Origin of the sequence: Massilimicrobiota sp. An142, from assembly GCF_002160725.1 — a bacterium.
In the GTDB taxonomy this organism is placed as follows: Bacteria; Bacillota_I; Bacilli_A; order Erysipelotrichales; family Coprobacillaceae; genus Allocoprobacillus; species Allocoprobacillus merdigallinarum.
On the sequence record NZ_NFLD01000009.1, the window covers coordinates 1 to 23,509 of the forward strand.

Consider the following 23,509-nt stretch of genomic DNA (forward strand, 5'->3'; position numbering starts at 1 on the left):
CACATATTTCAATTTTACATATAAACCTAAACGTCATCAACTACGTATTAATAAAGTTGATAGAAAGGAGAAGGTATATTTTAATGACTGATAAATGAGTCAATTATAATATACCAGGACATTATAGTGAGTGAAAAATTAATGGAAACAAACTTTATCATATATAAAAGTGAAGATGGTAATGTGAATGTTGATGTTATACTAAAAGATGATACTATTTGGCTTACTCAAAAGGGAATGGCAGAGTTATTTGATTGTTCTAGTGATAACATCGGATTACATTTAAAAAATATTTATTTAGATGAAGAATTACTAAAAGAAGCAACTACCGAGAAATTCTCGGTAGTTCGAAAAGAGGGAAATAGACAAGTAAAAAGATTGTTAGAGTTTTATAATTTAGATGCTATTATTGCTGTTGGATATCGTGTGAATTCAAAAAAAGCTACACAGTTTAGAATGTGGGCAACTAAGACTTTAAAAGAGTACATGATAAAAGGGTTTGTAATAGATAAAGAAAAAATGAAAAATGGACCAAAGTTTGGTAAAGATTATTTTGATGAATTACTAGAAATAATTAAAGAAATTCGTTTGAGTGAAAGAAGACAGTATCAAAAAATAACAGATATATTTGAATCTACTAGCGCAGATTATAATGCAAAATCAGAGGAGGCATATACATTTTTCAAAATCGTACAAAATAAATTACACTATGCCATTACAGGTAAAACAGCTGCAGAACTCATTTATGAAAGAGTAGATGCTAATGTTTTACATATGGGCTTAACAAATTGGAAGAACTCTCCTGATGGAAAAATTTACAAATATGATATAGGAATTGAAAAAAATTATCTTAATGAAGAAGAAATGAAAGGTTTAGAACGATTAACAATATCATTTCTAGATTATGCAGAAGATATGGCCTATGAACATAAAGTCATGACAATGAAGGATTGGATTGAAGTCACTGATGACTTGTTGAAGTTTAGAAAAAAACAGGTATTAGTTGATTCAGGAAGAATATCTCATAAACAAGCTATTTCTAAAGCAAACGAAGAGTATGAAAAATATCGAATAAAACAAGATCAAGAATATGTTTCTTCTATGGATGAACTGTATAAAAAATATTTAGAAGAAAAATAGAGAATCAAAAATTGTAATATTAAATCTCATATGATATATTTTATCTAGATATGGGGTTCTGATCGTTTGAGGTTAGATGTGTAGAAAGATGCGAGCCCATATCTTTTTTTATGTAAATAAAAAGCCATGATTTTCATCATGACTTTGTTTTATAGTTTGCTTAATTATTTACAAGCTTCTTCGATTGCTACAGCAACAGCAACAGTTGCTCCAACCATTGGGTTGTTACCCATACCAATTAATCCCATCATTTCTACGTGAGCAGGAACTGAAGAAGAACCAGCAAATTGAGCATCACTGTGCATACGTCCCATAGTATCAGTCATACCATAAGAAGCAGGACCAGCAGCCATATTATCAGGATGTAATGTACGTCCTGTTCCTCCACCAGAAGCTACTGAGAAATATTTTTTACCTTGTTCAACACATTCTTTTTTATAAGTACCAGCTACTGGATGTTGGAAACGAGTAGGGTTAGTAGAGTTACCAGTAATAGAAACGTCTACACCTTCTTTGTGCATAATTGCAACACCTTCACGAACATCGTCAGCACCATAGCAGTTTACTTTTGCTCTTGGCCCATCAGAATAAGCTGTTCTTGAAATTTCTTTCACTTCTCCAGTGAAATAATCAAATTGAGTTTCTACATAAGTGAAACCATTGATTCTTGAAATGATTTTAGCAGCATCTTTTCCTAAACCGTTTAAGATAACTCTTAATGGTTTATTTCTAACTTTATTTGCTTTTTCAGCAATTTTGATAGCTCCTTCAGCAGCAGCAAATGATTCATGTCCAGCTAAGAAAGCGAAACATTCAGTTTTTTCATCTAATAACATAGATCCTAAGTTACCATGACCTAAACCAACTTTACGATCATCAGCAACTGATCCTGGAATACAGAATGATTGTAAACCAACACCGATTGTTTTAGCAGCGTCAACAGCTTTTGTATCCCCATTTTTGATTGCCATTGCAGCACCTACTGTATAAGCCCAGCAAGCATTTTCAAAACAAATTGGTTGAGTTGATTTTACGATGTTATAAACATCAATACCTTTTTCATCACAAATTGCTTTAGCTTCTTCAATTGATTTAATATCATATTTAGCTAATGCAGCGTTAATCTGATCGATTCTACGTTCATAATTTTCAAATAATGCCATTTTCGTACCTCCATTATTCCTTTCTTGGGTCGATGTATTTTGCAGCACTATCGAATCTACCATAAGTACCAGTAGCTTCTTTAACTGCTTCATTAGCATCTTTTCCAGATTTAATCATATCCATCATTCTTCCAAGATTAATGAATTCATAACCGATGATTTCATTATTTTCATCTAAAGCAAGTCTGTTAATGTAACCTTCAGTTAATTCAAGATATCTAGGTCCTTTTAATTTTGTAGAATAAGCAGTACCAAGCATACTTCTTAATCCTTTACCTAAATCTTCAAGACCTGAACCGATAGTAAGTCCTCCTTCAGAGAAAGCAGATTGGCTACGTCCATAAACGATTTGTAAGAATAATTCTCTCATTGCTGTATTGATAGCATCACATACTAAGTCAGTATTTAAACCTTCTAATAAAGTTTTACCAACTAATGCTTCACTAGCCATAGCAGCAGAGTGAGTCATACCAGAGCATCCAAGTGTTTCGATTAATGCTTCTTCGATAATTCCTTCTTTAACGTTTAAAGTTAATTTACATGCACCTTGTTGAGGAGCACACCAACCAACACCGTGTGTTAATCCAGAAATATCTTTGATTTCTCTTGAATATACCCATTTTCCTTCTTCAGGAATTGGAGCACATCCATGACTTGCACCGCATTTAACAGTGCACATTTCTTCTACTTCTTTTGTATAAATCATTTTTTTACTCCTTTCATCTTCAAAATGATTAGCCAGACAAATCAGAAAATTGTGCTTCTTTTTCTGATTGCGGTGAAGGAATTTCACCTACTGTGATTATAAGTCAAATAGCCTTTAAAGTCAATGTAGACCGTACTTTCAATGTGAAAAAAATGTCTAAATAGCCCGAATGAATAAATTTGCTTATTGCAAATAAAAATGAGCTATAGTATAATGGGTTTGCTAGTAGTAAATAAAAAAAGAATAGCATGTTACTATTCTTTTAAATCTCTCATTTTTTCAATAATTCTGATTGAAGATTGAATGCTTTCCATTAAAATTTCACGTTCTTTATGGGAAAGACTTCTCATAAAATGAATGACCTTTGCTTCATCTTTTCCCTGAATTAATAAATCCATATTTTCATGATTTTGTAAATTCAAAAGGTGATTCAAATCAATATCTAAAATCTGACAAATTTCAACTAAAATATCTAAACGTGGAAAGTTTGTATCTGTAACATATGCTGAAAAAGCACCAGGTGAAATATTAAGCATTTTAGCAATATCTTTTTGTGTCATATTCTTTTCTTCCAATTTCGCAGCTAAAACTTTACCAATTTTTAACATATACCTCACCTCATTTTTTTACATTATAGCGAAGAGTTATAAAAATCTGTAAAATATTCATTAATAATAGATTTATATTTGATAACTATTTAAACTATTGATATAATAAAGTGACAAATAGATAAAAAAGTAACTATATAAGATAAGGAGATGCCTATATGTATATAGATGATTTTTTTCATTCTCTCACTTTATTACAGCCCACATATCAATTTATTAATGAAGATTTTTTTCGAGATAAAAAATATATTCAAATTCTTTCAAATGATCAAATGCCTTTAGATATTCATATCAAAACTCCAGCTCAGAATTATTTGATTTATAGTGATCTTCATGATTTGAAACATCTTTATGCTTATGAATTGGATTCTCTTTATCATTATATAAATGAAATTTCACAATTTAAAATCACAATACCTTCTACACAGGCCATCTATTTAGAAGCGGGTATTTTAGAAGCTATTTATTTATATGATCATCTTTTTAAAACTTCTTTTAAACATTATTCAAGCTTATTATTACCATTATTTCATCTCTATCATATTTTAATAGGTCATCCATATAAAAATAAGGAAGCATACCCTCATACATATGCATTGCCATTCCTTCATCAATTATATGTCACAAGATTTTATTATTTTATTATTCAATATTGTTATTTTCGTTTTCAATGTCAACAGTCTCATTCTTTAACGCATCCTTATCATTTCGAATTACTGGTGGAAAACAAACTGTCACAGTATTTACAATTATCACCTATTCATCATATTGCTGATCTAACATATTTAAACAATCAACAGCTTGATGATTATATAGGTCAAATGCTAAATGCTTCTTAGGAAGCATTTTTTTAGAAAAAAATAAAAATTTGTGCAATAATATGTTCAACAATATCATTAGTATAGTGAAAGGGGGAAAAATTAAAATGAATCAAAAAGAAATTGATTATCTTATTCTTCAGATTCCCCAAATGGATAATGCTTTTGATGAATTATATGAAAAAACCAAGACAAGTGTTTTTGCTTATATCATGAGCATTATTAAAAATTACGATGATAGTCGTGACATTTTTCAGGAAGTTTATGTGAAACTTTATTTAGCAGCTAAAAATTATCAATCACAGAAAAAACCATTAGCATGGATTTATACAATTGCTAGAAATGAATGTTATCTTTATTTAAGAAGACAAAATTTAACACAGGAATATCAGGATTATCTTTATTGTCCACCAGAAACGGACATGCATACAAAAATGATTTTAGAACAGTTATTTGAAAGTTTAAATGATCAGGAAAGAGAAGTGATTATTATGCATGCACTGTGGGGATTAAAGCATCATGAAATTGCGGGCTTATTAGATATTCCTCTAGCAACATCTTTATCCAGCTATCATCGAGGTATGAAAAAAATGAAAAAGATAGGAGCGAAGAGTTATGAATGAAATCAAAGAAGCTTTTACAAAGATTACACCAGATCGCTTAGATGATATTAAAGAAGAATTAAAAACGAGAGATGAAAATATCGTGATCGAAACAAAGAAGAAGAAAAAACGTTATCTTTTGACTCTACCTATTGTGGCAGTCTGTGCAGCGATGGTTTTCATGTTATGGCCTGCGACTCACTCCATTCAGACGGTTGTTGGTTTAGATGTCAATCCAAGTGTTGAATTGAATTTAGATGATGATTATAAAATTGTCGAAGTGAAAACGAACAACGAAGATGGGAAAAAAATTGTCGGCAATATGGATTTAAAAGGTAGCGATATTGAAGTTGGTGTGAATGCGTTGATTGGTGCTATGTTAAAGGAAGGATATATAGACGAACTTAAAAATTCATTACTGATATCAGTAACAGGGGAAAATGAACAAGAAAATGAAAAACTAAGACAACAGCTTTCATTAAATATTGATGAATTATTAAAAGCAAGTGATATTAATGGCTCTATTGTATCACAGACAATTAATGATCAAAATGTTGAAAATCTGGCGAAACAATATCAGATTTCAGTGGGAAAAGCTGAAATTATTCAACAGCTTGTTTCAAAGAATCCACTATATACATTTGATTCTTTAAAGAACTTATCTATTCATGAATTGAATCTGTTATTACAAAGCAATCAGGTTGAACAAGTTTCAATTACAGGTCATGCCAGTGAAAGTGGATATATAGGAAAAGACAAGGCTCAAAGTATTGCTTTTAATGATGCTCAAGTATCTCAACCAACAGTTCAAAAAGTAGAAATGGATTATGATGATGGTGTGATGGTTTATGAAGTTGAATTTTATAAAGATCAGGTTGAATATGATTACGAAATTAATGCTTTGAATGGTGAAATTATAAAAAGTGAAAAAGATGGTGAGAGAACTTCTCAATCAGCTTCATCATCAAATCAGTCTTCAAACCAAAATTCATCAAACAGTTCTCAGACATCAACTCAGCAGATATCACAGGATCAGGCAAAATCAATTGCTAAAAAACATGCTGGTGTTCAATCAGTATCACAAGAAAAAATTCATAAAGATTATGATGATGGTGTTTACAAATTTGAATATGAATTTGTAAGTGGTGATTATAAGTATGAATACGAAATTAATGCTATGACAAGTACTGTGATGAAACATGAAAAAGAATATGTTGGAACAGTCAAATTAACACAAAATGAAGCCAAACAAAAAGCTTTCAGTCATGCCAATGTTTCTTCATCAAATGCCTATGATGTAGAAGTAGAATTAGACCATCAATATTATGAAGTTTCCTTTAAATCAGGACAATATGAATATGAATATAAGATCAATGCATCAGATGGCTCTATTGTGGCGCATGAAAAAGATTATGATGATTAGAAGAAGTTTTATGACTTCTTCTTTTTTCTTAATAAATTCTTAAAACTTTCACATTTTTTATGTAATATAATGATGAAAGGGGTGGGATTATGAATATTTTGGTTGTAGATGATGAAAAAGAAATTGCCGATTTAGTAGAATTGTATTTAAAAAATGAAGGCTTTCAAGTTTTTAAATTTTATAATGGTTGTGATGCTTTACGTTGTGTGGAAACACAGGATATTGATTTGGCTGTTTTAGATATCATGTTACCAGATATAGATGGCTTAAAAATTTGTTCCAAAATCAGAGAAACAAAGATTTTTCCTATTATTATGCTGACAGCTAAAGAAACTGAAATTGATAAAATAACAGGATTGACAATGGGTGCTGATGATTATGTCACAAAACCATTTCGTCCTTTAGAGCTTATGGCACGTATTAAAGCTCAGTTAAGACGCTATACAATGATGTCACCTAAAAAAGATGAATCCGTTTTGACCATTGGTGCTTTAACAATTGATAAAGATAACCATCGTTGTTTTCTAGATAATCAATTATTGTCTTTAACACCAACTGAATTTTCTATATTATGGTTATTATGTTCAAATCAGGGAAAAGTAGTCAGTGTTGATCAGATTTTTCATGATTTATGGGGAGAAAAATACTATACCAACTCAAGTAGCTCTATTATGGTTCATATTCGTCATTTAAGAGAGAAAATGAATGACTCAGCAGAAAATCCACGTTATATCCAAACGGTATGGGGAGTAGGTTATAAAATTGAATAAGGATTATACGAGAAAGTTTCAACAGGAAATTCTCAAAATACATATACTCATTACAGCCTGTTGCTTTGTTTTTATATTATTTATTTATTTTTATATGGATTATGTTTATAATGGAGCATTTATTAATTTCTTACAGGAATATTTCGGATGGGATTTTGCACACTTTGCCTTGAGAAATCAAAAAACAATTATCTTTATGATTATTATGCTGGTCATTTTATTGAATTCTATCATTGTTGAAATTTATGCTATTCAAAAAATATCACGAGTCTTTTCACAAATTAAGATTCTTTTTCAAAAAGACAATCAGAGAATTGTTTTAGATGATTCATTATATGAATTAGAAAATGACTTAAATGAACTCAAACGAGAAAGTATTGAAAATGAAAAGAAGGCAATTGATGAAGTTCAGCATAAAGTTGATATGATTGCCTATTTGGCTCATGATATTAAAACACCTTTAGCTTCAGTTATTGGTTATCTCTGTTTACTTGATGAAACACCACATTTACCAGAAGATTTACGTCATCAATATACACATATTACTTTAGAAAAAGCATATCGTTTAGAAAGACTAATTAATGAGTTTTTTGATATTGCTAAACTGAATCAGACTTATACACCTTTACATAAAGAAAAGATTCATTTGTTGTATCTTTTAGAACAAATGAAAGAAGAATTTTATCCATTAATTTCACAAAAACAACAACATATTGAAATTGATATAAATGAAGATTTATTAATCAATGTGGATGCTCAAAAAATGGCAAGAGTTTTTAATAATATTTTAAAAAATGCCTTTCATTACAGTTATGAAAAAACAACCATTTTTATTAAAGCTTATCAAGATGAGAGTTATACACATATTCTTTTTGAAAATGAAGGAGAGACAATTCCACCAGATAAAATTCAAAATATCTTTAAACAGTTCTATCGTTTAGATGAATCACGTAACTCATCAACAGGAGGATCGGGACTTGGTTTATCAATTGCTAAAACAATTGTGGAACAGCATCAGGGATTTATTAAGGCCACAAGTGCTAAGCATCATACTGTCTTTGATGTGATGCTACCTCTTCATGAACTTTAGAAAATCTTAATAATTCATTAAAAATTTTAATTGTTTTGTCCTCTATAATACAGTTATGGAGGATTTTTTATGAGAAAAAAAGTATTAGTATGTATTGCGGTATTAGTCATACCAGTTATCATTTTATTAGTCGATCATTTTTTATTAAAGGAAGATATACACTTATCTTATGGTTATGATACCTCATCTTCATGGCATGAAATTGTAGAACATCAAAGTGAGTATCCATCATCATTAATTGATTTAGCTTTAAGAAATAAAGAAACCATTCCATTTGTCGCTAATTATCCCACCAAACACACACAAGATATGGTGATGAATATTCAAAATGATTTAAAAGATAATCAAATGCCATTGTTACTACAATGGGATGAACGTTGGGGATATCGTTATTATGGTGATCAGATGATGGCTATTAATGGTTGTGGACCAACGTGTTTATCAATGGTTGTCAGTTATTTGACACAAAATGGAAGATACCATCCTTATTATATGGCACAATATAGTGAACAAAATGGTTATTACAGTCAAGATGGAACATCATGGTCTTTTATGATCAGGGGAGCACAGGCTTGTGGTGTTGATGCTAAACAGCTTTCTTTGGATGAAGATTTGATAAAAGAAGAATTAATGCAGGGACATCCTATCATTTGCAGTGTGTCTAAAGGAATCTTTACAATGACAGGACATTTTATTGTTTTGTCTGAATATAAAAATGGGAAAATTCGTGTGTTAGATCCTAATAGTCAAAAAAAGAGTCATTATTATTCTTTTGATGAATTTTCTAATCAAATCAGAAATTTATGGGTTTACAGTAGGAATAGTTTTTGACTATTCTCTTTTTGTATTATAAAATAGACAAAAAATGGAGGTGCAAAAGTATGAAAATTTCAGAAATATTAAAAAAGAAAGCGACTATTTCTTTTGAAGTTTTTCCGCCTAAAAATAAAGAAGGAGATATTTCTTCTATTTATTATACAATTGAGGAGTTATCTCAATTAAATCCTGATTTTATCAGTGTGACTTATGGTGCAGGAGGATCAACGAAAGGAAAAACAGTAGAGATTGCTTCAACAATTAAAAATCAATATAACATTGAAGCAGTTGCTCATTTAACATGTATATCTTCAACAGAATCAGAAATTTTAGATATCTGTCAACAGTTAAAAGACAATCATATTGAAAATATATTATCTTTACGTGGTGATTATCCTCAGGATGGTTTACAACATGAATTATCTTTTCATTATGCAAAAGAATTAAATACTTTTATTTCACAACATTTTCCTGGTGACTTTTGTTTGTCTGGAGCCTGTTATCCTGAAGTGCATCAGGAAGCCAGTTGTCTGGAAGATGATTTAAAAGCTTTAAAAGAAAAGGTAGATGCTGGAGCACAGTATTTAATTACTCAAATCTTTTTTGACAATCATTATTATTATCGTTTAGTCAAGGAAGCAAGAAAAAGAGGTATCAATGTACCTATTTTAGCTGGAATTATGCCTGTGACACATTCTAAATCATTACTGAGAACGGCAAAACTTTGTGGCTGTTCGATTCCATATGAATTATCAACGATGATTGAATCTTATTATCATTATCCTGAAGCTATGAAAGAAATTGGAATCAACTATGCGACTCATCAGATTATTGATCTGATTACAAATGGCGTGGATGGAATTCATATTTATACAATGAATAAACCAGAAATCGCTAAAGCAATCTTCCAAAGTATTCCAACTGTTTTAAAAGAGTTGAATCATGAATAAAAAAATCATTAGACACTATCTCAATGCGCAAACAATCATGGATGAACAGACTGAAAAATGCATAGATGTATGTATTGAGGAAGTCAAGCAATATGCTCAATTCAAAGCTGTTTACCAGCAGTTTCATCTTTCTCATCAGCCACTTATGATCAAAGAGATTCATTTTCCATTAGAATCACAGGATTTAGAATTTTATTTCAAAGATTGCCAGGAATGCATTGTGATAGCCTGTACATTAGGGCTTTCTATTGATCGTCAGATGAAATATTATGAACATATGGATATGGCAAAAGCAGTTGTGTTTGATGCTGTGAGTAATGCTTATTTAGAAGAGTGCTGTGATCAATATGAACAGTCACTCCATTTACCTCATCATACTTTTCGTTTTGCGCCTGGTTATGGAGATATCCCATTGGATTGGAATCAGATTTTTGCTTCCATTTTGCAGATCAATAAAAAGCTAGGTGTCAGTTTAAATCCATCTGGTTTATTAATTCCCATGAAATCAATGATTGGACTTATTGGAATAGGCAAGGATGTAAAAAAAACATGTTTATCATGTATTCGCAAAGATGATTGTGAGTTGAGGAAAGGGGGACAACGATGTTACGTGAAAGATTAAAAAAAGATTTATTGATTTTTGATGGAGCTATGGGGTCAATGCTCCAACAACATGGATTGAAAGTAGGAGAAATTCCCGAGGTTTATAATATAGAACATCCAGATATTATTGTAGATATTCATAAACAATATTTGAAAGCTGGAGCCAATTTTATCACAACGAATACTTTTGGATGTAATCCTATCAAGATGAAAGAGAGTGGATATTGTTATTGTGATTTATTAAAGGCAGCCATCCAAAATGCCAAACAGGCTAGAGATGAAGTCAATCCTGATGCATATATTGCCTTGGATATTGGGCCCATTGGCCAGTTGTTAGAGCCTTCTGGAACATTAACATTTGATGAAGCCTATGAAATCATCGCTTCACAAATCCTCATCGCAAAAGATGATGTTGATGTTGTTTTATTAGAAACAATGACGGATTTATATGAAGTCAAAGCAGGTATTCTAGCTGTCAAAGAAAATAGTGATTTACCTGTATTTGTGACAATGACTTTTGAAAGTAATCAGCGTACGTTGACGGGAACAGATCCTTTGACTTTTGTGAATGTTGTAGAAGGATTAAAAGTCGATGCGTTAGGTGTCAATTGCTCATTAGGTCCTGTTGAACTTCAGCCGATAGTCCATACAATATTAAAATATGCTTCTGTTCCTGTCATTGTCCAACCCAATGCGGGATTGCCATGTCTGCATCATGGTGAGACTTGTTATCCAATGAGCAGTGAAGAATTTGTTGAGGCTATGCAATCTTACATCCAGCAAGGTGTCAATATTGTTGGAGGATGTTGTGGCACAACACCAGAGTTTATCGCTGGTTTAAAACAGCAATTACCTGCTCATAGCTATCCTCGTCAAAGAAAAGCTTATACGGCTGTTTCCAGTGCACATCAAACAGTTATTTTTGATGGTGATGTCATTGTTTGTGGCGAAAGATTGAATCCAACAGGAAAGAAAAAATTAAAAGCTGCTCTTCAAGAAGAACGCTATGAAGAATATGTCAAAGAAGCTATTCAACAACAAATGGCAGGGGCTCAGGTTTTAGATGTCAATGTAGGATTACCTGGTATTGATGAAACAAAAGTCATGGTGAATATCATAAAGATGTTGCAGGAAGTTGTGAATTTACCTTTACAGATTGATTCATCATCACCGGAAGTCATTGAAAAAGCTTGTCGTTATTACAATGGAAAACCATTGATTAATTCAGTTAATGGAAAAGAAGAAGTCATGGAGGCTATTTTTCCAATTGTAGAAAAATATGGTGGTGTTGTTATAGGACTGACATTAAAAGATGGCATTCCTTTATATGCTCAAGAACGCTATGAATTAGCCAAAGCTATCATTGAAAAAGCAAAAACGTATCATATTGATAAAAAGGATATCATCATAGATTGTTTAACATTAACAGCATCGGCTCAACAAAAAGAAGTTCAAGAAACCCTCAAAGCACTCACAATGGTTAAAAATGAGTTATCAGTTTATACAACATTAGGTGTATCCAATGTATCTTTTGGTTTACCGAATCGTCCTTTATTGAACCGTACCTTTTTAACTTTAGCTTTACAGGCGGGATTAGATTTGCCTATTATCAATCCATTAGATCAACAATTAATGGATACCATTGATGCTTATCGTGTTTTGACTTATCAAGATCAGGATGCAGCACAGTATATTCAACATCAATCCAACCAAGTAGAACAGTCTGCTGTTAAAACATCATCAGCCTTATCTTTGTTTGATATTATTGTTCATGGATTCAAAGATGAAGTCAAAGCCAAAACTGAGGAATTATTACAGACACAAAATGCTATGGAGATTATTAATCAGACGATTATACCTGCTTTAAATCAGGTGGGAAAAGATTATGAAACAAATCGTATTTTTTTACCTCAGCTGATACAATCAGCTGAAACAACAAAATTAGCTTTTGAAGTTGTCAAAGCAACATTTTCAAAACAAGAGTCTTCAAAAGCAACCGTTTTAATGTGTACTGTAGAAGGAGATATCCACGATATAGGAAAAAATATTGTCAAAGTCATTTTAGAAAGTTATGGTTATGAAGTCATTGATTTAGGAAAAGATGTGAAAATGGAAAGGGTTGTAGAAGCCTATCAGCAATATCATCCTCAGGCTATTGGATTAAGTGCTCTTATGACAACAACAGTTGTTAATATGCAAAAGACGATTCAGGCTTTAAAAGCAGTGAACTGTCAATGTCCAATCTGGGTTGGTGGAGCTGTATTGACAAGTGAAATCGCTAGGGAAATTGGAGCTGATTATTATTGCGAAGATGCGATGGCATCAGTTCATTTATTACAGGATATTTTATAGGAGGCATTATATGGCATTAAAAGTGAAAATGAATACAATGGACTTGGATGATCTAGATACAGATATTCCATTGTTTGCGACAATTGAAGATGAGGAAAATGATCTTCAGGTTGATGAAAATACAACAATGAAAATTCAAATTAAAGTCAAAGAAGAACAGTAAATGGCTACTGTTCTTCTTTTTCTAATAATTCTAACCAACGTATACTCTTTGTTTCAATTTCATTTTCTAATGCATTGCGTTGATTGGAAAGTTTTTGAATATCATGAAAGTCTGTAACTTGATTTAATTGTTCATCTAACTGTTGAAGTTTTTGTTCAAGTGCAGGAATATCAGCTTCTAAGCTTTCTAATTCCTTTTTTTCAAGATAAGTCAGTCTGACTTTACGTTCTCTCATGGGTTTTTTAGTACTGGATTTGGGTTTATTTGAAGATGTTTGATTTGAAGTGATGATATAATCACTATAACCTCCATTATGAACTTGGATTTGTTGATGCGAAAATACAAATAGCGTGTCACAAAGACGATCTAGAAAATAGCGATCATGTGAAACTGTGATAATAATTCCCTGAAAGCTATCTAAATAGTCTTCTAAAATCTGTAAAGTTGTAATATCTAAATCATTTGTAGGTTCATCCAATAATAAAACATTAGGAGCACCCATCAAAACTTTTAAAAGATATAAACGTCTTTTTTCGCCACCAGACAGTCTACCTATAGGGGTATATTGAAGTTCTTTATCAAAAAGAAACTTTTCACACATCTGTTTCGCTGAAAATTCACCTTGACGGGTTTTCAAATAACGTGCTTCTTCTTGAATATAGTCAATGACTCTTTGATTGTCATCCATATCTTCGTGACCCTGTTTAAAATATCCTATACGAATGGTTTCACCGTATTCTACTTCACCACTTGTGGGTTGAATTTGTCCAGCAATAATATGAAGTAAAGTCGATTTACCAGAACCATTGATACCGACAATTCCTACACGTTCATTTCTTTGAAAGAGATAATCAAAAGGTTGAAATAAAAGATGATCAAAACGATGAGAAATACCATGTAGTTCAATTGTTTTTTGTCCTAATCTTGAAGCAGTATCAATCATTTCCAGATTTTGTGTGACAGGTAAGTCAGCTTGCTGACTTAAAGCTTCATATCTTTGTAAACGTCCTTTGTTTTTGGTTGTACGGGCCTGGACACCAGCACGAACCCATTCTAATTCTTTTTTAAGAAACTGTTTTCTTTTGTGTTGAGCATTTTGTAGACTCTCTTCACGCTTAGCTTTTTGTTCGAGATAAAGTGAATAATTGGCTTCATAAGTATATAATTGACCATGTTCCAATTCAAGCATACGATGTGTGATACGTTCTAAAAAATAACGATCATGTGTAATCATGACAAGAGCTCTATTGAATTTTGTGAGATATTTTTCAAGATATTCAATCATTTCATGATCTAAATGATTGGTTGGTTCGTCTAACAATAATAAATCACAAGGCTTGATCAGTGCAATAGCCAAAGCGACACGTTTTTTTTGACCACCAGATAACTGATTGATTGGCTGTGAGTGATTGATAATTTGAAAACGATTTAAGATAGATTTGATTTCATATTCTGCCACATCATGACCCACATCTTCATAGACCTGTTCTAAAACGGTATTTTGAGGTTGGAAAGATGGGATTTGAGGTAAATAATTGATACGAATATCTTTCTTTTTGATAATTTCTCCCTTATAATCTTCTTGACCAGCTAATATTTTTAAAAGCGTAGATTTTCCAGTTCCATTTAAACCAATAAGACCAATTTTATCACGTTCATGAATGGAAAAGGAAATATCTTTTGCGATACATTTTAAATTGTTATATTTACTTAGATGTGATACACTCATTAACATATTGAATTTCTCCTTTATTGTTCTATTGTACCATGACTTTTTGTTTTGTAAATACATGTAAGGGAAGTGATAGATTGAAAAGATTATTACTCGTTTTCATTGTTTTTATGATTCTGTTAACGCCAGTGGGCGCACGAGCTGGTGGTGGCAGCAGTAGTGGCGGTGGTGGTGGAGGCAGCAGCCATACGTCGTCGCATCGTTCTAGACGTTCAAGTGGAAATGGATCACCCATAGCAGGTGTGATAGGGATAGGAGCCTGTATGGGAATGATTGTCTACTGGAAAAGAAAAAAAGCCAGACACATGCATCAAGAAATTAAAGATGATTTATCTTTCGCTTATCAGCAGGATGATTTCTGGAATGAAAAAGTCTTAAAGAAGAAAGTTAAAGAAAAATATTTGATTATACAAGAAGCCTGGTCTAAGCAGGATTTAGAAACATTGAAAAAGCATTTAAGTGAATCATTATATGAACAATGGAAACTCAAAATAGAGTGGCAACAATATCAACAACAATATAATCAATTAGATCATATTCAATTATTGAAAGTCATACTGGTTGATTTACATGATGCAATTGATAATCAGCAGGACTTCTTTTGGGTTTATATAGAAGGCAAGATGAATGATTTAATGATAGAAAAACAAGAAGTGATTGCATCGAATCATGAGTGCTTTGTAGAATATTGGAAATTTGTGCGCCATGGAAATGACTTTTTATTAGATGAAATTAAACAACAGGATGAGGTTGAATCATGATCAGGGGTCTTTTTCGATGTCTGTTATGGATATTGCAGAAAGTCGGTCATCTCATTGGTTGTATCATCGGCTTTGTTTTTGGCTGGATTCCACGTTTAAAAAAGCATATGAGTGGTGAAGAATTTGAAGAATATGTCTATGAAATACTTAAACGTATTGGATATAAACATATACGATTGACGCAAAAGAGTGGTGATTATGGGGTTGATATTTTAGCAACCTATAAAGGCATTCACTATGCTTTTCAATGTAAATATTATAGTAAACCAGTTGGAGTGAGTGCCGTTCAACAGGCTTATAGTGGTTGTGAATATTATGACTATGATGAAGCTGTTGTTGTTACAAATCAGACTTTTACACGACAGGCCCATGCTCTGGCAATGCGTAATGGCGTCATTTTATGGGATGGTGAAAAACTCAATCAGATGCGTCGTTTAGCCAATCGACATGCATTATTTTATCGTTTTCATCACCAAAAAATGCCACATCCATATGAAGATGTTTTACAAGTTATTTTGGAAGCTGGGTATGCTTCAACAGATTTGCTTTATCAGCATTTAAATATGAATATATCACGTATTGATTATATTTTGGATGATTTAGAGTTTTATGATATTGTTTCGAGTGAAGATGATTATGGAATCAGGGAAGTGTATATATCTTCTTTAGAAGAAGGATTAAAATTACTGGAAAGAAGTCATATTTAAAATAAACTATGTTATAATAAAGAAAATATGGAGGGATAAAATGTATAAAGAAGTTTCAAAACAGTTGATGTCTTTTATTCAACAAAGTCCAACAGCATTTCATGCAGTGGATACAATGAAAAAGATTTTAAATCAAAATGGTTATCAGGAATTATCAGAAAGCCAGAAATGGACAATACAATTAGGTGGAAAATATTATGTAACACGTAATCAGTCAAGTTTGATTGCTTTTCATGTTGGTCAACATTTAGAAAATTATAATTTTCATATTGTGGCTTCACATAGTGATTCACCAACTTTTAAGTTAAAAGAAAATGCTGAAGTGGAAATCAAAAATCATTATGTATCTTTAAATACAGAAGGATATGGTGGGATGATTTGTGCTTCATGGCTTGATAGACCTTTATCAATTGCAGGTCGTGTTATGGTTAAAGACAACAATACATATCAGACACGTTTACTATGTTTTGATCAGGATCTCGTATTGATTCCAAATGTCGCCATTCATATGAATCGCAGTGTGAATGATGGTTATGCCTATAATAAACAAATTGATATGTTACCATTGATTGGAGGACAGGCATATCAATCTGGTGATTTGAAAAAAATGATAGCCAAAGAATTGCAGGTGGATGTTGAAGATATTTATGGCAGTGATTTATATTTATATAATCGTATGCAACCTACAATCTGGGGAGCGCATGATGAATTTATTTCATCACCGAGATTGGATGATTTACAGTGTGCCTATACATCTTTACAAGGTTTCTTAAAAGGGCATCATTCGCAAACAATTCAAGTCTTTGCCTGCTTCGATAATGAAGAAGTAGGTTCATCTACAAAACAAGGAGCAGCATCTACATTTTTATATGATACTTTATACCGTATTCATCATCATTTATTTCAAGATGATGAAGATTTCTATCGTGCAGTCGCTTCTAGTTTTATGTTGAGTGGGGATAATGCCCATGCGGTTCATCCTAATCACCCAGAAAAAACAGATCAGCAAAATGGTGTTTATATGAACCAGGGGATTGTGGTGAAATCACATGCTGGACAAAAGTATACAAGCGATGCTTTGAGTATAGCTGTATTGAAAGATTTATGTGAAAAAGCTGGCGTTCCACTTCAATTCTTTGCGAATAGATCGGATATGTTAGGTGGAAGCACACTAGGAAATATTGCCATGTCTCAGGTGTCAATGAATTGTGTAGATATTGGCTTAGCCCAGCTTGCCATGCATTCATCTTATGAAACAGCAGGAATCAAAGATTCATATGATATGATTAAAGTTATGGAGGAATTTTATAATAGCCATATTCAAGTCGTTAAGGATGGATATGTCATTGTAGACAAGGAGGGATAAAATGTTAAGTCGTTTATGGAAGTTTGTGATATATTCGATTTTTTCACTTTTTCTTGTAACATGTTTGTCTTCTATATTATCATTAGAAAAACAACAGAAAATCTTGCATATGCCTTTTGATAAAACTAACGAAAATAAAAAAAGTTCATAACGAACTTTTAAGAATTTTGATTGATTATCATGATAGAAATTTGATGAAGATATACGTATATTGTATCGTTTTAAGAATCCTACTTTTTGTAGGATTTTTTATTTGATGTCTATTTTTTGAATGATAATGAGCGAGATTGGAATGAAGATACAAATATAAATAATAATACAACAAATATCAATGATATCAAAAGAAATAGTTGTGTGTGAGAATAGGTGAAATATGATTTGGTCGGCTAGGAAAAAATAAATATATGAAAGAAAAAGAAAGACTATCAGTTGAAAAAATCTTTTAAGAAAATGTTTCATAGAAATCCCTCCTTATAAGTTTATCATAACAGAAGGGAACGAAAAAAGATATGAATTTCTCCATATCTTTAATAATAACATACAACAGGTATGTTGACGCTTAATTGACTATACAATGATGCAGCTACATCAAGTGGAAGATTGATACAACCATGTGAACCATATGTTTTATAACGATCGCCACCAAAGGCAGATTGCCATGTTGCATCATGTAAACCAATACCACCATTAAATGCCATCCAATAAGCAACAGGTGTTTCATATTCTGGTTTACCATCTTCTTGAATTTCACCGATTAATGTACGATTACGTTGCATAAAATAAATGTAATAAGTACCACCAGGTGTTCTCTTGTCTGGATCACTTGGTAATCCAGAAACAATGTCTGATTGTAAAACAACATTCCCATTTTTTACAAACCACATATGTTGACCTGTTAAATCAATTTCTACAAAAGTATGGCCTATTCCTCCATTGCTGTAAGATGCCTGTACACCTGTCACAACTGGAGTTCTTGTTTCTTTTTTATGTGCTTTAATATCAGCAAGTAACCCAGTCACTTCTTTACTTTGATTTAATTTATAACCATAATTACCACCAGAAACCGTTCTTGTGCCATTAGCACCAGTAAATGTTTTAGCTTTTCCGATAATATTGATTTGAGGTGCTAAAGTTTCTTTGACAAATTTTGTAGCTTGTTTCTGAAACTCTTCTTCATCGTAATAATAATTTCCTTTTTCATCAATAGATAACCATTGAATTAAATCATTTCCATCTAAAACAACTTGACCAGATGTTGTTTGATAAGTAATTTTAGCATCACAATATTCCTTAGCTAGTTTTTGTAAATTTGTAATTGTTTCATCTTGTGATGTCAATTGTGGTTCTTTATAAATATGTTGCTCTTTTAAGTTAATAGAATCCTGACGTGTTTGAAAAGCTTTTTCTACAGCATTAATCAATTGATCATTTTGAATTGTTGTCCCAAAAACTTCTGGTGTAATCACAAACTCGTCATCTTTATATTCTACCTTGGCATCGACTGGAGCAATTTGTTTATCTTTGACATGCTGTAAAGAATTAACAGCTTCTTCTAATTGCTTTTGATCTGTGATCAATAAATCATTTAATTGAATCTCTGTAGATTGAAAGAAATGTGTAAACCATAGAAAATAATTTTGTTGATCTAATGTCTTTTGAATACTGTTGTTTTGATTAAAAGAAATTCCACTATCAGTTTGTTTTAAAGTTTCTTTTTCTCCATCAACAAATGTCAATGATAAAGTTTGATTTGTTAAAGCTTTTTCAAGTGTTGAACTTGCATCCTCATACGTGAAACCTGAAACATCAATATCGTTAATTGTCGTATGACTCATAAAACGATTATGATAATAGAAACATCCAAAAAGATAAACAACAATAATCAAAGCACCTAAGATAAGTGCTGCTTTTAATACATGATCTTTTTTTATGCGAATCTTTTTTCTTGGCTCTCTTTCTTGTGTTTTCGTTTCCTCCATATATATACCCCTTATATTTATAGCTTCATTTAGAAGTATAGGTACTTTTCAGATAAAAGTCAAGTTATCCGACATTTTATGTAATTGAAATCAGTATTTTTTATGAATGATGTTGATTGATTTTTCATCTAAGAAAAGATATGAGAAAAAATCGTCATCATTATGATGACACAAATGAAAATATTTGACATTATTGACACTTGTTTGAAAATAAGTTTTTTAACATATGCAATCGTATCAAGGATGGTTATAAATCATAGGGATTGTTTCGATTTCGACAATATATTTATAGAAGATAAAATGATAACATAGAATAGAAAATGATATGAAAGAAGCCAATTTGAATATTTGAAAGTCTATGATCAATGAAATATACAAAAAAGAATCATGGAAATGTTGCATATGATTTGAAAAATTTGTATTTTTGGGTATACTGAAAGCGGAAGGTGATAAATATGGTTAATATGCAAAAAGTTGCAGTGATTGGATGTGGGTTTGTAGGAGCTACATCTGCATTTAGTTTGATTCAGACGGGTTTATTTTCAGAAATGGTATTAATAGATGCAAATGCCAAAAAAGCTGAAGGAGAAGCGATGGATTTAAGTCATGGGAGTGCTTATTTAACACCTATGAATATCTATGCCGGAACTTATGATGATATTGTAGATGCAGGAATTATTGTCATTACAGCAGGTGCGAATCAAAAACCTGATGAAACAAGATTAGACTTAGTTAAGAAAAATGTTCAAATTTTTAAGAGCATTATTCCAGAAATTAAAAAAAGAAATTGTGAAGGTATTTTATTGATTGTTTCTAATCCTGTTGATATTTTGACAGAAGTTGCTTTGAAATTATCAGGATTCCCATCAAATCGAGTTATTGGCTCAGGAACTGTTCTTGATACAGCAAGATTAAAATATGTTTTAGGTAAACATTTACAGGTTGATCCTCGTGATATTCATGCTTATATTATTGGAGAACATGGTGACAGTGAATTGGTTGTATGGTCTGGTGCGCAGGTTGCTGGTATTCATATTAATCATTTCTGTGAATTACGTGGTCACTTTAATCATGAAGAAGCCATGGAAAGATTGGCTCAGGAAGTTCGTGATAGTGCTTATGAAATCATTGAAAGAAAAGGAGCAACTTACTATGGTGTAGCAGTTGCGGTAAAACGTATTGCGACAGCGATTGTAAAAGATGAACATGCTGTATTACCTGTTTCTAGCTTGATGCAGGGAGAATTTGGTTTGAATGATTTATGTTTAAGTATTCCAACTGTTATTGGACAAAATGGTGTTGAAAAAGTTGTTGATATTTATTTGAATAATGATGAAAATGATAAATTACAATCAAGTGCCAGAGCTTTAAAAGAAGTATTGGATGATTTGGATTTATAAGAAGAAAGCATTTATAGAGTGAAGTCTATAAATGCTTTTTTGATATTTTCATAGCAGCGATTTCGTTGGCTTTTTGTAAAGCGTGAAACCAGGAATAGCCTAGCATACGATAAGCCATGACACTACCTATATGACTATCACCAGCCCCGTTGGTATTATAAACGCTCACTGGAATGGCAGGAATATGAAAGTTTTCCTGTTGATTATAGAAATAACATCCATCTTTTCCAAGGGTAACGATTACAGGTTGATGTGTTTGCTGATATAAATATTGGCAGGCTTGTTCAAGCGTAGTTTGTTGTGTATATGTCAGGATTTCCTGCTTGTTTAAATGAATGATGGGATGGAGTGAAAGAATGTTTTGAAAAGATTGTTTGGGTATGTCCATCAAACGTGGACCAGGTGCAAAATAGATGCTTAGATGATCATGATTTTTTAAAAAATGATAAATCACTTCATGAGTATCTTCTTCGATTTCTAATCCACAAAGATAGACACATTGATATTGTTTCATATCCAATTGTTGAAACCATTCTTTTTGATAAAAATATTCAGCACCATGCTCACAAAGAAAAGTTCTTTCGCCCTGTTGATCTATAATACAATAACAACATCCATTCTTTTGACTGGTTTCAATAAGTATAGGAATCTGATTTTTTTGAAAATGGGTTTTCACAAATTCTCCATAGATACCTTTACCAATAGGTGAAAAGAGGGTATAAGGAAGTTTGGTCTGTCTGAAAATAGAGGCCACATTCCAGGCACAGCCACCCATGGCCATGTTTTGACTGATTATATTTTCATCACCACTTAGTTGAGGGAGCTGTTTAACATAAATATGAACATCACAAACACTTGAACCAATAATTAATGCTGATTTCATGATAAGTATCCTTTCTTTTTGATTTTTTATAATGACATTATATCAGATAAGTCTATGTTTAGAAATGTTTTAGTGCTATAATGAAACAATAATGGGAGGGGTTATATGGATGATACAAATATGATGAGTGAGGGGTCTATTGCTAAAAAGATTATTTATTTTGCGATTCCTTTGTTTTTAGGTAATTTATTTCAACAATTATATAATACTGCTGATTCTTTGATTGTTGGAAATTTTTTAGGATCAAGTGCTCTTGCTGCTGTAGCGTCTTCAGGTAACTTGATTTTTTTACTGGTTGGTTTCTTTAATGGGATTTCTGTGGGAGCTGGCGTTGTGATTGCACGTTTTTTTGGGGCTCATGATCATAGACGTGTGCATTTATCTATTCATACAACTGTTGCTTTAGGAATTGTATGTGGCATTGTTTTAACGATTTTAGGTGTTGTATTTGCACCTAAGATTTTAATTTTGATGGGAACACCCCAGGATGTTTTACCCAATTCTATTATTTACTTTAGAGTCTATTTTATGGGGTCATTGGCTTTTGTGCTTTACAATGCTTTTACAGGAATCTTACAGGCTTTAGGTGATAGTAAACATCCATTATATTACTTGATTATATCTTCAGTTATTAATGTTGTTTTAGATGTTGTTTTTATTACTGTCTTTGATATGGGAGTAGGAGGGGCCGCTTTAGCTACGATTATTTCACAAATTGTCAGTGCTGTTTTATGCTTTGTGCATTTAATCAAATTACCTGCATATCCATTAAAAGTCCAACAAATTCGATTTGATTTACCAATGCTGAAACTGGTTATTCAAAATGGATTGCCTGCAGGAATTCAAAATTCAATTATAGCTTTAGCCAATGTTGTTGTCCAAAGCTATATCAATAGTTTTGGACAGATGGCTGTGGCAGGATGTGGGGCTTATTCAAAAATTGAGGGCTTTGGATTTTTACCTATTACATGTTTTGCCTTAGCAATGACAACTTTTGTTTCACAGAATATTGGAGCAAAGAAATATGATCGTGTCAAAAAAGGAACGCGTTTTGGTATTATCTGTTCATTGGTCTTGGCGCAAATTATAGGGATGATCATTTTTATAGGAGCCCCATTTTTGATTGGCTTATTTGATTCAACTCAAGATGTTATAAGCTATGGAACAATGCAAGCTAGAACCGTGACTTTATTTTATTTCTTATTAGCTTTTTCACACTGTATTGCAGGTATTTTAAGAGGAGCAGGAAAATCAATGATTCCCATGATTGTGATGATGATTTTTTGGTGTGTCGTGCGTGTTTTATACATCAGTATTGCTTTGCATCTGGTTCATGATATTCATCTTGTTTTTTGGGCATATCCAATCACTTGGGCATGCAGTTCTATTGTTTTTTTATGGTTTTATCTGTTTTCTTCGTGGTTACCACGATTGGAAAAAGACAGTTTATGAAAATTTGTTAAAATATGGAAAAATA

At 32.0% G+C, this 23,509-nt stretch carries 22 protein-coding genes; 16 read left to right on the forward strand and 6 right to left on the reverse strand.

The genetic code is table 11. The annotated features are described in order from the left end of the window. Positions 1 to 126 precede the first annotated feature (126 nt). On the forward strand, positions 127 to 1,140 hold the full coding sequence (locus B5E87_RS05530) for a virulence RhuM family protein (protein ID WP_206399240.1): 1,014 nt from the start codon (positions 127 to 129) through the stop codon (positions 1,138 to 1,140). 164 nt (positions 1,141 to 1,304) lie between these two features. Here B5E87_RS05530 and B5E87_RS05535 read toward each other — a convergent pair whose 3' ends face one another. From B5E87_RS05535 to B5E87_RS05545, 3 genes are all read right to left on the reverse strand, one after another. Further along, positions 1,305 to 2,303 (reverse strand): GGGtGRT protein, encoded by a 999-nt coding sequence (locus tag B5E87_RS05535; RefSeq protein WP_087243931.1) that lies wholly within the window; start codon positions 2,301 to 2,303, stop codon positions 1,305 to 1,307. Positions 2,304 to 2,316: 13 nt separating this feature from the next. After that, positions 2,317 to 3,009 (reverse strand): iron-sulfur cluster assembly scaffold protein, encoded by a 693-nt coding sequence (locus B5E87_RS05540; RefSeq protein WP_087243932.1) that lies wholly within the window; start codon positions 3,007 to 3,009, stop codon positions 2,317 to 2,319. Between the two features lie 254 nt (positions 3,010 to 3,263). Beyond that, the gene (locus B5E87_RS05545) at positions 3,264 to 3,617 is read right to left on the reverse strand and encodes a helix-turn-helix domain-containing protein (protein WP_087243933.1); all 354 of its coding nucleotides are present in this window, start codon (positions 3,615 to 3,617) and stop codon (positions 3,264 to 3,266) included. A 158-nt stretch (positions 3,618 to 3,775) separates the two neighbouring features. Between B5E87_RS05545 and B5E87_RS05550 the strand changes: the two genes are divergently transcribed. The 10 genes from B5E87_RS05550 (at position 3,776) to B5E87_RS14995 (ending at position 13,204) form a co-directional block, all read left to right on the forward strand. Then, a complete protein-coding gene (locus B5E87_RS05550) occupies positions 3,776 to 4,456 on the forward strand; it encodes a hypothetical protein (RefSeq protein ID WP_087243934.1) in 681 nt (226 codons plus the stop codon). 86 nt (positions 4,457 to 4,542) lie between these two features. Then, positions 4,543 to 5,058 carry an RNA polymerase sigma factor gene (locus tag B5E87_RS05555; protein ID WP_158093998.1) on the forward strand — a complete coding sequence of 172 codons (516 nt, stop codon included), beginning with the start codon at positions 4,543 to 4,545 and terminating at the stop codon, positions 5,056 to 5,058. Further along, complete coding sequence (locus B5E87_RS05560; protein WP_087243936.1) at positions 5,051 to 6,460, forward strand: anti-sigma-I factor RsgI family protein; 1,410 nt, start codon at positions 5,051 to 5,053, stop codon at positions 6,458 to 6,460. The genes B5E87_RS05555 and B5E87_RS05560 overlap by 8 nt, the downstream gene beginning before the upstream one ends. An 89-nt stretch (positions 6,461 to 6,549) precedes the next feature. Then, positions 6,550 to 7,230, forward strand: coding sequence for a VanR-ABDEGLN family response regulator transcription factor (gene vanR / locus B5E87_RS05565; protein ID WP_087243937.1), 681 nt, complete (start codon positions 6,550 to 6,552; stop codon positions 7,228 to 7,230). After that, positions 7,223 to 8,320, forward strand: a complete 1,098-nt coding sequence (locus B5E87_RS05570) for a sensor histidine kinase (RefSeq protein WP_087243938.1) — start codon at positions 7,223 to 7,225, stop codon at positions 8,318 to 8,320. Before vanR ends, B5E87_RS05570 begins: the two co-directional genes overlap by 8 nt. A gap of 69 nt (positions 8,321 to 8,389) precedes the next feature. Then, positions 8,390 to 9,151 (forward strand): C39 family peptidase, encoded by a 762-nt coding sequence (locus tag B5E87_RS05575; RefSeq protein WP_087243939.1) that lies wholly within the window; start codon positions 8,390 to 8,392, stop codon positions 9,149 to 9,151. A gap of 50 nt (positions 9,152 to 9,201) precedes the next feature. Then, positions 9,202 to 10,086: a methylenetetrahydrofolate reductase [NAD(P)H] gene (gene metF, locus B5E87_RS05580; protein ID WP_087243940.1), complete on the forward strand. Its 885-nt coding sequence runs from the start codon at positions 9,202 to 9,204 to the stop codon at positions 10,084 to 10,086. After that, positions 10,079 to 10,708, forward strand: coding sequence for a vitamin B12 dependent-methionine synthase activation domain-containing protein (locus B5E87_RS05585; RefSeq protein WP_087243941.1), 630 nt, complete (start codon positions 10,079 to 10,081; stop codon positions 10,706 to 10,708). Before metF ends, B5E87_RS05585 begins: the two co-directional genes overlap by 8 nt. Then, positions 10,690 to 13,041 (forward strand): homocysteine S-methyltransferase family protein, encoded by a 2,352-nt coding sequence (locus tag B5E87_RS05590; protein ID WP_087243942.1) that lies wholly within the window; start codon positions 10,690 to 10,692, stop codon positions 13,039 to 13,041. Before B5E87_RS05585 ends, B5E87_RS05590 begins: the two co-directional genes overlap by 19 nt. A gap of 10 nt (positions 13,042 to 13,051) precedes the next feature. After that, complete coding sequence (locus tag B5E87_RS14995; RefSeq protein ID WP_158093997.1) at positions 13,052 to 13,204, forward strand: hypothetical protein; 153 nt, start codon at positions 13,052 to 13,054, stop codon at positions 13,202 to 13,204. A gap of 4 nt (positions 13,205 to 13,208) precedes the next feature. Here the strand turns inward: B5E87_RS14995 and B5E87_RS05595 are convergent, their stop codons facing one another. Further along, positions 13,209 to 14,939 carry an ABC-F family ATP-binding cassette domain-containing protein gene (locus tag B5E87_RS05595; protein ID WP_087243943.1) on the reverse strand — a complete coding sequence of 577 codons (1,731 nt, stop codon included), beginning with the start codon at positions 14,937 to 14,939 and terminating at the stop codon, positions 13,209 to 13,211. A 74-nt stretch (positions 14,940 to 15,013) separates the two neighbouring features. Between B5E87_RS05595 and B5E87_RS05600 the strand changes: the two genes are divergently transcribed. The 3 genes from B5E87_RS05600 to B5E87_RS05610 are packed head-to-tail and all read left to right on the forward strand — an operon-like array spanning position 15,014 to position 17,770. Continuing rightward, a complete protein-coding gene (locus tag B5E87_RS05600; RefSeq protein WP_158093996.1) occupies positions 15,014 to 15,697 on the forward strand; it encodes a TIM44-like domain-containing protein in 684 nt (227 codons plus the stop codon). Beyond that, entirely contained in the window at positions 15,694 to 16,404 is a 711-nt protein-coding gene (locus tag B5E87_RS05605) for a restriction endonuclease (protein WP_087243945.1), read from the forward strand. Before B5E87_RS05600 ends, B5E87_RS05605 begins: the two co-directional genes overlap by 4 nt. A 40-nt stretch (positions 16,405 to 16,444) precedes the next feature. After that, the gene (locus tag B5E87_RS05610; protein ID WP_087243946.1) at positions 16,445 to 17,770 is read left to right on the forward strand and encodes a M18 family aminopeptidase; all 1,326 of its coding nucleotides are present in this window, start codon (positions 16,445 to 16,447) and stop codon (positions 17,768 to 17,770) included. A 527-nt stretch (positions 17,771 to 18,297) separates the two neighbouring features. On the opposite strand, the gene B5E87_RS05615 is transcribed toward B5E87_RS05610, so the two are convergent. After that, positions 18,298 to 19,749 (reverse strand): L,D-transpeptidase family protein, encoded by a 1,452-nt coding sequence (locus B5E87_RS05615; protein ID WP_087243947.1) that lies wholly within the window; start codon positions 19,747 to 19,749, stop codon positions 18,298 to 18,300. Positions 19,750 to 20,204: 455 nt separating this feature from the next. Here B5E87_RS05615 and B5E87_RS05620 point away from each other — a divergent pair, with 455 nt between their 5' ends. Further along, complete coding sequence (locus B5E87_RS05620; RefSeq protein WP_087243948.1) at positions 20,205 to 21,149, forward strand: L-lactate dehydrogenase; 945 nt, start codon at positions 20,205 to 20,207, stop codon at positions 21,147 to 21,149. Positions 21,150 to 21,174: 25 nt separating this feature from the next. Here the strand turns inward: B5E87_RS05620 and B5E87_RS05625 are convergent, their stop codons facing one another. Further along, positions 21,175 to 22,032, reverse strand: a complete 858-nt coding sequence (locus B5E87_RS05625) for a PfkB family carbohydrate kinase (protein ID WP_087243949.1) — start codon at positions 22,030 to 22,032, stop codon at positions 21,175 to 21,177. Between the two features lie 105 nt (positions 22,033 to 22,137). Here B5E87_RS05625 and B5E87_RS05630 point away from each other — a divergent pair, with 105 nt between their 5' ends. Then, positions 22,138 to 23,484: an MATE family efflux transporter gene (locus tag B5E87_RS05630; RefSeq protein ID WP_087243950.1), complete on the forward strand. Its 1,347-nt coding sequence runs from the start codon at positions 22,138 to 22,140 to the stop codon at positions 23,482 to 23,484. Positions 23,485 to 23,509 lie beyond the last annotated feature (25 nt).